An 11489-nucleotide genomic window follows, 5' to 3' on the forward strand; every position below is an offset into this window, starting at 1 on the left:
GGCTTCCACGACCGCGTGCCGGCACCCGGTGTCCCGGGAGCAGGGTCGTCGTCATCGGGACTGTCATCAGCGAGCCCGAGCACGAGCTCGGCCTCGTAAGCGGCGTCCATGGCCTTCCGCGCTTGCAGCCGCGCCAACTCGGCGCCCGTCTGCTCCCGCGAGAGCAGCGCGACCGGCACCCGCTGCGCACGCACGGGCCGGTCGAGCAGGCACGCCACGAGCGCACGCTCGACCGGCGACACGTACTCCGCGACCTCCTGCACGCCCCCGAACCTACGGAGGGGGTACGACAGTTCCCGCAGGTCAGCGTGGTGCAGCGGCGCGAGCTACCCCGCGTCCGCTCGGCCGAGAGGACGGACGAGCCGGCCGATGGCGAGCTGGGCGAGCGGCGCGTACGCCGCCACCACGGGCAGGGGACCGTCGATCCGCAGGCCCGTCGTGCTGCCGCCGTCGGGACCGTCGGTCACCCAGTGCACGAGGTGCAGCCGCACCGGACCGGCGGTGACCGTCCAGGCCCACCGCCGGGCCGTCTCGTCCACCGACTCGACGACGAACGGCAGCGTCACCCCGAGGGGGCCCCGCACGCGGCCCTCGACCCCGGCGGCGAGCCGGGGCACCGGAACCTGGACACCGGTGATCTGCGGCGCCCACGTCGGCCACCGCGCCGGCTCCGCGTAGCGCTCCCACGCCTCCGCGGGCGCCACCGGCCCGGTGGCGTGCAGCGTCACCCTGCCCATGCGACCTCCTCCGTTCCCGGACGGACCCGGCCCGGCACCCTCACGCCGGCGGGCCGCCGAGCAGCAGCTGCCGCAGCAGGTGCATCGCCTGGACGACGGAGCGCTCGCGCACCGCCGTCCGCGAGCCGCGCAGCCGCACCGACCGCGCCTGCTGCCCGGACGGGCCGACGGCGCACAGGTGCACGGTGCCCACGGGCTTGTCCGGCGTCCCGCCTCCGGGGCCGGCGATGCCGGTGATCCCGACGCCGACGTCGGCGCCGAACCGCTCCCGCGCGCCCTCGGCCAGTGCCAGCGCCACCTGCGGGCTCACCGCGCCGAACTCGGCCAGCATCTCCCCCGGCACGCCGACCAGGTGCTCCTTGGCCGAGTTGGCGTACGAGGTGATCCCGCCGAGCACCCACGCCGACGACCCGGCCCGCTCGATCAGCCGGGCCACCAGCAGCCCGCCGGTGCACGACTCGGCGGTGGCGATGGTGAGCCCCTGGTCGGCCAGCGCGCCGGCCACCAGGTCGTCGAGCGTCGGCCCGGTCGAGAACAGCGTCGCCGCGTACTCCTCGGCCAGCGCGGCGGCCAGCCGGTCGTAGGCCGGCTGGGCGTCGGGCGCGAAGCGGGTGACGATCTCCAGCTCGCCCTCGCGCAGGCAGGTGGTGATCTCCAGGCCGCCGAGCCCGTCCTCGAGCCCGCGCAGCGTGGCGGCCAGCTGGGCCTCGAGCGTGCCGTAGAGCCGGATCGTCTCCTGCCGCAGCTCACCGGCCCCCGCCAGCACCTCCCGCACCGGCCCGGCGGCCAGCGCGGCCGGCCACATGCCCTGCAGTTCCGACGGCGGCCCGGGCAGCACTACCACGACCGGCCCGCTGCGCCCGTCGGCCGGCGGGACGACGAGGCCCGGCGCCGTCCCCACCGGCTCGAGCACCGTGGCGCCCGCGGGGACCATCGCCTGCTTGCGCACCCCGGCCGCCGTCGCCTCCGGGTCGGCCCGCCAGCCGCGCCGCGACATCAGCTTCTCGACGACGGCGGCGACCCGCTGCTCGAGCTCCGGGTCGACGTCGAGCGGGCGTCCCTGCGCCTCGCCCACGACCGCGGCGGTGAGGTCGTCGGCCGTGGGTCCCAGGCCGCCGGTGGTGACGACGAGGTCGACGCCGCTGGCGGCGAGGTACTCCAGCGCGCCCCTCATGTCCTCGGGCCGGTCGCCCACGACGATGACGGTGCCGACGTCGACGCCGGCCCGCTGCAGCTCCTCGGCCACCCAGGGCCCGTTGCGGTCGGCGACCCGGCCGGTCAGGACCTCGGTGCCGGTGACGACGATGCCCGCGCGCGTGCCCACCCGACCGACCCTAGAAGGACCCCGCGCCCCCCGCTGCCCGCACGCCCGCACGCCCACACGCCCACACGCCCGCAGCGGGACCCTGCGGGCCGAGCGGCCGGACCCGCCGCCGCACCTCCCCGTCCCGGCCGGGCACCGCGGATAGCGTGCGGGGAAGGACCGGTCCTCCCGCGCGGACCGGCTGCCGCCGTCCCTGGAGGAGAGAGCACCCGTGACCACCTCGCCCCCGCCGGCCGCCCCACGCACCCAGGAGATCCCCGTGACCGGGGAGGGTGCGACCGCCGCGGGCGCCACCGCGCACACCGCCCAGCACGCCGAGGGGCGCACCGCCGTCCCGGTGACCGCCCCGGCCACCCTCCCGCCGTCGGCCCTGCCCGCGCCGGCCTACCCGGTGACCTCGCCCCAGCCGGTGACGACGGCGGAACCGGCGCACGGCCAGCACGCCTCCCCCGGGCAGCCGGCCCACCCCCAGCCGAACGGCCCGTTGCCGACCGACCCGCTGGACTCCCTGCTCGGCGCCCCGCCGGTCCCCCCGCCGGCCGCTCCCGCCTCCCGTCCGGAGACCCCGCCGGCCCCCCGCGCGCCGCGTGCGCCCCGGGACCGCGTCGCGCTGGTGGCCGGGGGCCTGGCCGCGCTGGGGCTCGTGCTGCTCCAGCTCGGCCTGTTCCTGCGTCCGGAGGGCTCGGCGCTGTGGGGGGACGTGCCGGCGTGGTCGGCCTTCGCCACCCTGTGCGCCCTCCTCGCCGGGGTCGCCGCCGCCGTGCGCCTGGTGCCGGCGCTGCGACTGCGGCCGGCTAGCGCCGAGCGGATCGCGCTGGGCGGGCTCACCGGCCTGGCGGTCTTCTGGGCGCTCGTCGTCCTCCCCCGCGCCGACACCGACCGCGGGTTCGTGCTGACCATGGCGCTGGCGGCGGTCGCCGCCGCCGTCTGGCTGGTACCCGGCCGCCGTCGCTGACGCTGCGGAGGTGCCGACGGCTCAGCCGGCGCGCCCCCAGCCGTTGCCCCGCCCGTTGCCCCCGGCGTTCCCGTTGGCGTCGCCGTTCCCGTTGGCGTCGCCGTTCCCGTTGCCGTTCCCCGGGGCGTCGTCGGCCGTCGGGGTGGACGGCGCGGGCGCCGGGACGGGCGGGGGAGTCGTCGGGAGCGGGTCGGCCACCTCCGTCGCCTGACCGGCCGGTGCAGAGGGCCAGACGGGCGGCCAGGAGGTCTCCGGGACCCGCTCGGAGGACGGCGCCGTGGTGGTCGGCGACGACGGTGCCGGCACGGCCGCGGCCACCGTCAGCGTGACCGTGTCCCCGGTGTCCAGGCGCCCGACCGGGGTCACCGCGGTGACGATCCCCGGCGATGCGTCCGCCGTCTCCACCACGACGCGGCGCACCCGCAGCCCGGCGGAGACCAGCTGCTCCTCGACCTCGTCGGCGGACCGGCCGACGAGGTCCGCGCGGCCGACGTCGATGCCCCCGGCGGAGGACGTCGGGCCGGCCCCGGCGCTCGTCACCGGGGTCTGACCGGGTCCGGTCACCTGGAGCACCCCCACGCCCAGGGCGGCACCGACCGCGAGGGTGGCCACGCCGGCGAGCACCCGCCCGCCCCGGCGCGGCGGCCGCGGCGGCGGACCGGCCGGGAAAGCCGCGACGGCGGCCGGCAGGGGTGCGGTGACCGGCGCCGGCGCGGGTGGCAGCGCGCGGCCCTCGCGGACGGTGGTGATCGCCTCGCACACCGCGGCGCCGTCGGCGAGCCGTCCGGCGGGGTCCTTGACCAGCATCCGGGCCACCAGCTCCCGCACCGGCGCCGGCAGGTCGTCCGGCAGCGGGTCGGGCTCGTCGCGGATCTGCCGCAGCGCGATCTGCACCGGGTGCTCGCCGTCGAAGGCCCGGCGCCCGGCCAGGCACTCGTAGGCGACCATCCCGAGCGAGTAGACGTCGCTGGCCGGCCCCGCCTTGCCACCGGCCGCCTGCTCGGGTGCGAGGTAGTGGGCGGTGCCCACGACCTGGCCGGTGCGGGTCAGCGGCGCGCTGCCGGCCGACCAGGCGATGCCGAAGTCGGTGATCCGCACGACGCCGTCGGCGCCGACCAGGACGTTGCCCGGCTTGACGTCGCGGTGCACCACCCCGGCGGCGTGCGCGGCGGCCAGCGCCGCCGCGGTCTGACCGACGAGGTCGAGCGCCCGGTCCGGCGGCAGGCGCCCCTCGCGGGTCAGCAGCGCCGACAGCGGCTCGCCGTCGACGAGCTCCATCACCAGGTGCGCGACGACCTCGCCGTCGTCGGTCACCGCCTCGCCGTAGTCGTACAGCGCGGCGATGTTGCGGTGCAGCAGCCGGCCGGCCAGCCGTGCCTCGGTCCGGAAGCGGCTGCGGACGGTCTCGTCCTCGGTGTACTCGCTGCGCAGGAGCTTGACGGCGACGGGGCGGTCCAGCAGCGCATCGCGCCCGCGCCAGACCTGCCCCATGCCGCCGGTCGCGAGGAGGCCGAGCAGCTCGTAGCGGCCGCCGACGACGCGTCGCACGGGGCTCACGCCCATCACACCTCCTCGGACCGGGTCAGTCGCCGGTCGATGCTCCCGCGTCCGGGGTGGTGGTGCCAGGTGTCGGGGGCGTCGTCGTCACCGGTGAGGATGACGTCGGCGGCGCGCCGGAGCTGCTGGTCGCCGGGGACGAGGTGCTGGTGCCCGTGCCGGACCCCGTGCCCGTTCCCGGACCCGTGCCGGTGCCGGTGCCGGTGCCCGTCCCCGAGCCGGTCCCCGTGCCGGTCCCCGTGCCCGAACCCGAGCCGGGTGCCGAGCCCGCCGCCGTGGTGGACGAGGTGGGCGTCGCGGCCTCCGTGGTCGTCGCAGAGGTGCCGGTCGCCGGGTCCGGCGCGGGCGGGACCGGCTCGACCACGGGCGCGGGAGCGCTGTCCCCGGTCACGGCCGAGACCCCGCCGTCGTCGCTGCTCCCGGAGGAGGTCGATCCGGAGCCGCGGCCGCCGGACGGCGCCACGGCAAAGGTGACGACGACGTCGTCGCCCGGCTCGAGCCGCACGCCCTCGGGCGAGACGCCGAGCACCCGGCCCGGGACGGCCGAGCCGGTCACCTGCTCGCGCCGCTCCACACCCAGGCCCAGCGCGGACAGCTGGGTGGCGACGTCGTCGATCGGCCGGCCGACGTAGTCGCCGGCCTCGAGCACCACGCCCTCCTCGCTCTCCCGGGTCTGCGCGGCGACGATGGTCGGGGACGGCGGATCGGTCAGCGCGGAGAAGACGGCGGCGGCCAGCCCCGCGCCGAGCAGCAGCGCCAACAGCGGCACGAGCACGGTCGCGACCCGGCGGCGGCCGGGCGGCGGGGGGCTGCTGCGCCGCGTCCCCCGGGGGCCGGGCAGGACCGGGGCCGGTGCAGCCTGGGTGGGGGGGCCGGCGTCGACGCCGGCGGACACGACGGGCGGCACGATGGCCGGCATGGCGGCCGGCACCGCGGCGGGAGGCGGCTCCCAGGCCGGCAGCCGGCCGGCGCGGGCGTCCTCGACCGCCGCGACGAACGCCGCGCCGTCGGCCATGCGGGCCGCCGGGTCCTTCGACAGCGCGCGGCGGATGAGCGTGCGGACGTCGACCGGCAGCGTGTCCGGCAGCGGCTCGGGGTCCGACCGCAGCTGCTTGAGCGCGATGGTGACCGCGTTGTCGCCCTCGAACGCCGGGTGGCCGGTGAGGCACTCGTAGCCGACCAGGCCGAGGGCGTAGACGTCGCTGGCCGGGGTGGCGAGGTGCCCCTCGGCCTGCTCCGGCGAGAGGTACTGCGGGGTGCCGATGACCTGGCCGGTCTGGGTGAGCGGGACGCTGCCGGCCGACCAGGCGATGCCGAAGTCGGTGATCTTCACGCTGCCGTCGGCGCGGACCAGGATGTTGCCGGGCTTGACGTCGCGGTGCACGAGCCCGGCGCGGTGCGCCTCGGCGAGCGCGGCGGCGGTCTGACCCAGGACCGAGAGCGTGGTCGGGGTGTCCAGCCGGCCCTCGCGGCGCAGCAGCGCCGACAGCGGCTCGCCCTCGACGAGCTCCATGACGAGGTAGGCCAGCGTCTCGCCGGTGTCCCCGGCCGTGTCCCGGGCCGTGGTCTCGCCGTAGTCGTAGACGGCGGCGATGTTGTGGTGGTTCAGCGCCGCGGCGTGCTGGGCCTCGGCGCGGAAGCGGGCGAGGAAGGTGGGGTCGCCGGTGTACTCGCTGCGCAGGACCTTGACCGCGACGGGCCGGTGCAGCAGCTCGTCGGTGCCGCGCCAGACCTGTCCCATGCCTCCCGAGGCGATGAGCCCGGTGAGTTCGTAGCGGTCACCGAGCATCCGGCGACCTGGTTCCACCACGGGACCGCTCCATTCACTGCCGACCCTGCTGTCGGCGCCGTCCACCCCGGACGTCCGCCCCCGTCCGCAGGGGTGCCCGGGACCTCCGAGACCACACATACTCCCAGCTGCACCACCCGTCCGGGGGGCCTCGTGCGTCACGGCTCCGCATCGACAGGGGGACACGCCGGGAGCCGGCGGACGACGCGCCGGGGACGGCCGGGCGAACGGCCGGTGTCAGCCGTCGAAGAGGGCGCGTCCCCACCAGTCGCCGTCGTCGCGCACGCCCGGCGGGCAGGCGAAGACGGCGGAGGAGGTGTGCCGGATGTACTCGTTCATCGCGTCGAGGCGCAGGTTGCGCTGCACCTGCACGAAGCCGGTCTCCGGATCCTGCTGGAAGGCGATGAAGAACAGCCCCGCGTCGAGCCGGCCGAGGCCGTCGGAGCCGTCGACGAAGCTGTAGCCGCGCCGCAGGATCGCCGTCCCCGAGTTGGTCGGGTGGGCCAGGAACACGTGGCTGGTCTCCGGGACGGCGAACCGGCCGTCGACCTGCTCCGTGAAGTCCACCGGGTCGAACTCCGCCTGCTGCCCGAGCGGGGCGCCGCTGCCCTTCGTGCGGCCGATGGTGCGCTGCTGCTCGTCGAGCGAGGAGCTGTCCCACGGCTCGATCAGCATCCGGATGCGCCGGGTGACCAGGTAGGAGCCGCCGCGCAGCCAGTCGGCGTCCCCGTCCCCGACCCAGACGAAGCGGTCGAGCGCGCTGCCGTTCTCGGCCTTGAGGTTGTCGGTGCCGTCCTTGAAGCCGAACAGGTTGCGCGGGGTGGCCTGGCCGGTGCTCGTCGACGACGTCCGGCCGAAGCCCAGCTGCGACCAGCGCACGCTCACCACGCCGGCGCCGATCCGGATCAGGTTGCGGACCGCGTGGACGGCGACCTGGGGGTCGTTGGCGCAGGCCTGGATGCACAGGTCGCCGCCGCTGATCGCGGGGTCGATCTGGTCGCCGGGGAACCCGGGCAGCTCGACCAGGGGCGCGGGCCGGCGGGCGGCCAGGCCGAAGCGGTCGGTGCCGTCGGCGGTGGTGAACAGCGTGGGCCCGAACCCGACGGTGACCGTCAGCCCGGACGCCGGCAGGCCGATCGCCTCGCCGGTGTCGTCGGGCGGCGCGTACTGCGACCCGTCCACCGCACCGACCGGGCCGGCGTCCCGGCCCGCGGTCATCCGCCGGGCGGCCTCGGTCCAGTCCTGGAGCAGCTGGACGAGGTCCTCGCGGTCGTCGGTGGTGACGTCGAGGGCGACGAAGTGCAGCCGGTCCTGGGCGGGCGTGACGATGCCGGCCTGGTGCTCGCCGTGGAAGGGCACCGCGTCGGTCGGGGCCGCACCGGCCGCGGGCGCGTCGTCCGCGGTGGCGCGGCCGATGACGCCACCGGCCGCGCCCGCGGCGAGGACGCCGGCGGTGCCGGCGCCGAAGGCGCCCAGCAGGCGGCGGCGGGACAGCCCGGCCGCCCGCGGCTGCGGGGCCGGCTGCTCAGCGGTCGGTTCCGTCATGGCTCCCTCGCAGGTCGGACGGCGTCGTCGGTCCCGACGCCGCCGTGGGCACCGGCGCGTCCCGGCGCCGGTGTCGCGCGGGTCACTGGTCGGCGACGACCGCCGCGACCTGGCCGACCGACTCCGACAGCGCGGTGATGCTGTCCGACAGACCCTGCAGCTGGTCCTCGGTGAGCTGGTCGTGCAGCGTCCAGCCGCCGTCGGTGCGGTACTGCTCGAGCTCGGCCTCGGTGGCGGCGAAGCGCTCGTCGATCTCGGCGACCAGGTCGGGGTCGGTCTCCTCGAGGTAGGGGCGCAGCGCCTGGACCGCGGCCTCCGAGCCCTCGAGGTTGGCGGCGAAGTCCCACAGGTCGGTGTGCGAGTAGCGGTCCTCCTCGCCGGTGATCTTGCCCGTGGCGATCTCGTCGAGGAGGGCCTTGGCGCCGTTGGCCAGCTGCAGCGGCTCCAGCGTCGTCTCGTTGGCCAGGTCGACGATCTCCCGGACGTTCACCAGCAGCTGTTCGGCGTAGGGGGCCATGCCCTCGGTGGTGTTCCCGACCCACAGCGCCTGCTCGATGCGGTGGTAGCCGGTGAAGTCCTCACCCTCGGCCTGGTCGCCCTCGCGGCCGTCGATCAGCGGGTCCAGGTCACCGAAGACCTCGGCCACGGGCTCGATGCGCTCCCAGTAGGTGCGCGCGACCGGGAACAGCGCCTTGGCACCCTCGACGTCGCCGGCCTCCACCGCGTCGACGAAGGCGGTGGTCTGCTCGAGCAGGGCGCCGGTCTGGCTCTGGACGTAACGCTGGTAGTCGGCGCCGGCCTGGGCGAGGGTCTCGTCCTCCGACAGCTGGGCCGCCTCGCCGGTGATGGTGAGGTCGCTGCGGATGCCGTCGCCGACCATGCCGGGCTTGCAGGCGGCCTCATAGGTGCCGGCGGGCAGCTCGACGAGCAGCTCGCGGGTCAGGCCGGGGGCGATGTTCTCGACCTCGCCCACCACCCGGTCGCCGTCGGCGTAGACGTAGAACTCGGTGACCTGGCTGCCGGAGTTGGTCACCTGGAACTGGTGCGTGCCGGCGGGCAGCTCGCTGCTGGCGACGTCGCAGGCGTCGTCGGACGCGGCGACGGGGACGGTGTCGGCGGCCTCCCCGCCCGAGGCGCCGCCGGACCCGGCGTCGGCGCTGCCGCAGGCGGCGGTGGTCAGCGCGGCCAGGAGGGCTGCGGTGAGGAGGGGGAGGCGGCGGTCACGCACGGACGTGCTCGGTGGTCTCCGACTGCGAGGAGGTGGTCCGGGCCGGGGTGGCGCCGGGAGGCTGGGGGGCGGCCGCGGGGGTGCGGGCCGGCCAGAGGAAGGCGGCGAGGACCGGCAGCAGGTAGGCGACGTAGGCCACCGTCTCGAGCACCGTGGGCGCCGCGGTGATGTGGAACATCCCGGCGATCGTCGCGCCGTACCAGCTGGTGGGGTCGAGGACGCCCGAGACGTCGAAGGCCAGGACGTCCAGTCCGGGCAGGACGCCGGCCTCCTGGAAGTCGTGGACGCCGTACTTGAGGATGCCGGCCGCGACGAAGACCAGCAGGACGCCGCTGACGGTGAAGAACCGCGACAGGTCGATCCGGATGGCGCCCGCGTACAGGCCGGCGCCGACGACGACGGCGGTGAGCACGCCCGCGGAGATCGCGACCAGCGGGGTCGTCGTCGTGGTGGCGCCCTGGGCGGCGGCGTAGAAGAGCAGCGTCGTCTCCAGGCCCTCGCGGACCACGGAGGAAGGCGATACCGGCGACGGCGAGCGAGCCGACGCCGATCGCGGCCTCCAGCCGCCCGGTCAGCTCGCCCTTGAGCCGGCGCGCGGTGCGCCGCATCCAGAAGACCATCCAGGTGACCAGCCCGACGGCGAGCACCGAGGTGATCGCCTCGAACAGCTCGCGCGAGCGGTAGTCGGCCAGCAGCGCGGTCTCGGTGTAGGTGAGCAGCGCGTCGAAGAGCACCGACAGCAAGACGGCGCCGGCCACGCCGGCCCACAGGGGCAGCAGCTGGCGGCGCCGACCGGACTTGACCAGGTAGGCCACCAGGATGCTGACCACCAGGGTGGCCTCGAGGCCCTCGCGGAGACCGATGAGGTAGCTGGCGAGGAACGCCTGGCCCATGCCCGGTCCTCCGATGGGGGTGGTGGTGACCCCCGTTCGGTACGTAGGGCAGGCACACCTTACTCGTCGTGCGCTCGATCCAGCTCGGACGGGATGCTTCTGTCCGGCCCGCTCGACCGTGGCAGGGTGACCCCCATGTCCGACCCGACGGGAACGCAGACCACGGTGACCCGGGAGGACGCGGGCGGCGTCGCGACGGTCACCCTGCAGCGGCCGGGGATCTCCCGCGCCATGCGCCGCGAGCTGCTCGAGGTGGTGCAGGGGATCGCCGACGACGGGTCGGTGCGCGCCGTGCTCCTCACCGGCACCGGCCGCGCGTTCTGCGTGGGCCAGGACCTCGGCGAGCACGTCGAGTCGCTGCGCGGGGACGCGGCGACGTCCCTGTCGGTGGTCGAGGACGAGTACAACCCGCTGGTCCTGGCGCTGTCGGCGCTGCGGGTGCCGGTCGTCGTCGGCATCAACGGGGCGTGCGCGGGAGCGGGCCTGGGGCTGGCGATGGCCGGCGACCTGCGGGTGGCCGCTGCCGGCGCCAAGTTCACGACGGCGTTCACCGGCATCGGCCTGTCCAGCGACTCCGCGCTCGCCGCCCGGCTCGTGCACAACGTCGGCGTCGCCCGCGCCACCGAGCTGCTGCTGCTCCCCGACGCGTTCCCGGCCGAGACCGCCCTGCAGTGGGGTCTGGTGCACCGCGTGGTCGAGGCCGACCAGGTGGCCGGCGAGGCGCGCGCCCTGGCCGAGCGGCTCGCGGCCGGGCCCACGGCGGCCTACCGGGCGGTGAAGACGGTGCTGGCCACGGCGCCGACCGACTCGCTGGAGGCGACGCTCGCGCTCGAGGCCCGGCTGCAGACCGAGCTCGGCCGCACCGCCGACCACGCCGAGGCGGTCGAGGCCTTCCTCGCCAAGCGCCCGGCCAGGTTCACCGGCAACTGACCCGCAGGGCGCCGACGGCTCATCAACCGCGGGCGAGGACCACGCAGGGGGCGCAGACGTCGCGGGCCGACGTCGGCCACTCCTCGTCGAGGGTGACGCGGGCCAGCGTGCCGCAGAGGGTGAGCTCGCAGGCGCCGTCGACCTCGGCGGCCGGACGGTGCAGCTCGACCGCGTGCCACAGGGCGGCGGTCGGGCCGTGGGCGCGGCTGCGGGCGGCGACGTAGGTGGTGGCGGCGAACGCGGTGGGGGTGGTGGCGGTGGGGGTGGTGGCGGTGGGGGTGGTGGCGGTGGGGGCCATGCCAGGGAGGTCGGCAGGCGCCGGTCGCCGGGGCAGCCGGGCGGTGCTCCCGTCACCCGTCCGGGTGAGGCGGCGGACCGGCGGCCGCGACGGCAGGATGCGCTCATGGAGCTGACGTCATGGAGCTGACGAAGCACGGGCACGCCTGCGTCGCGATCAGCGACGGCGACCGGCGGCTGGTCATCGACCCCGGCGCCTTCACCGACCCGGCGGTGCTCGACGGCGCCTCCGCG

At 76.4% G+C, this 11489-nt stretch carries 10 protein-coding genes and 2 pseudogenes; 2 read left to right on the top strand and 10 right to left on the bottom strand.

Annotated elements, in window-relative coordinates:
• From BM414_RS27690 to BM414_RS27700, 3 genes and pseudogenes are all read right to left on the bottom strand, one after another.
• Positions 1 to 263, bottom strand: a pseudogene (locus BM414_RS27690) (HNH endonuclease); the annotation flags it as partial.
• Between the two features lie 63 nt (positions 264 to 326).
• A complete protein-coding gene (locus BM414_RS27695) occupies positions 327 to 737 on the bottom strand; it encodes an SRPBCC family protein (protein WP_093585175.1) in 411 nt (136 codons plus the stop codon).
• A 40-nt stretch (positions 738 to 777) separates the two neighbouring features.
• The gene (locus BM414_RS27700) at positions 778 to 2061 is read right to left on the bottom strand and encodes a competence/damage-inducible protein A (RefSeq protein WP_093585178.1); all 1284 of its coding nucleotides are present in this window, start codon (positions 2059 to 2061) and stop codon (positions 778 to 780) included.
• Between the two features lie 211 nt (positions 2062 to 2272).
• Between BM414_RS27700 and BM414_RS27705 the strand changes: the two genes are divergently transcribed.
• Positions 2273 to 3016, top strand: coding sequence for a hypothetical protein (locus BM414_RS27705; protein ID WP_093585180.1), 744 nt, complete (start codon positions 2273 to 2275; stop codon positions 3014 to 3016).
• Between the two features lie 21 nt (positions 3017 to 3037).
• Here the strand turns inward: BM414_RS27705 and BM414_RS27710 are convergent, their stop codons facing one another.
• From BM414_RS27710 to BM414_RS31595, 6 genes and pseudogenes are all read right to left on the bottom strand, one after another.
• Positions 3038 to 4573, bottom strand: a complete 1536-nt coding sequence (locus BM414_RS27710; protein WP_245785042.1) for a serine/threonine protein kinase — start codon at positions 4571 to 4573, stop codon at positions 3038 to 3040.
• 25 nt (positions 4574 to 4598) lie between these two features.
• Complete coding sequence (locus BM414_RS27715) at positions 4599 to 6383, bottom strand: protein kinase domain-containing protein (RefSeq protein WP_093585185.1); 1785 nt, start codon at positions 6381 to 6383, stop codon at positions 4599 to 4601.
• A gap of 216 nt (positions 6384 to 6599) precedes the next feature.
• Positions 6600 to 7907 carry an iron uptake transporter deferrochelatase/peroxidase subunit gene (gene efeB / locus BM414_RS27720; RefSeq protein WP_093585188.1) on the bottom strand — a complete coding sequence of 436 codons (1308 nt, stop codon included), beginning with the start codon at positions 7905 to 7907 and terminating at the stop codon, positions 6600 to 6602.
• Between the two features lie 82 nt (positions 7908 to 7989).
• Complete coding sequence (efeO, locus tag BM414_RS27725) at positions 7990 to 9135, bottom strand: iron uptake system protein EfeO (protein ID WP_175551881.1); 1146 nt, start codon at positions 9133 to 9135, stop codon at positions 7990 to 7992.
• Positions 9128 to 9643: an FTR1 family iron permease gene (locus tag BM414_RS31590; RefSeq protein WP_281246805.1), complete on the bottom strand. Its 516-nt coding sequence runs from the start codon at positions 9641 to 9643 to the stop codon at positions 9128 to 9130. Before BM414_RS31590 ends, efeO begins: the two co-directional genes overlap by 8 nt.
• A gap of 64 nt (positions 9644 to 9707) precedes the next feature.
• Positions 9708 to 10028, bottom strand: a pseudogene (locus BM414_RS31595) (FTR1 family protein); the annotation flags it as partial.
• 135 nt (positions 10029 to 10163) lie between these two features.
• On the opposite strand from BM414_RS31595, the gene BM414_RS27735 reads away from it, so the two are divergent.
• Positions 10164 to 10958 (top strand): enoyl-CoA hydratase-related protein, encoded by a 795-nt coding sequence (locus BM414_RS27735; RefSeq protein ID WP_093585190.1) that lies wholly within the window; start codon positions 10164 to 10166, stop codon positions 10956 to 10958.
• A 22-nt stretch (positions 10959 to 10980) separates the two neighbouring features.
• Here the strand turns inward: BM414_RS27735 and BM414_RS27740 are convergent, their stop codons facing one another.
• Positions 10981 to 11256 (bottom strand): hypothetical protein, encoded by a 276-nt coding sequence (locus BM414_RS27740; protein WP_245785043.1) that lies wholly within the window; start codon positions 11254 to 11256, stop codon positions 10981 to 10983.
• Between the last annotated feature and the right edge of the window lie 233 nt (positions 11257 to 11489).

The organism is Geodermatophilus amargosae, from assembly GCF_900116515.1.
Lineage (GTDB): Bacteria > Actinomycetota > Actinomycetes > Mycobacteriales > Geodermatophilaceae > Geodermatophilus > Geodermatophilus amargosae.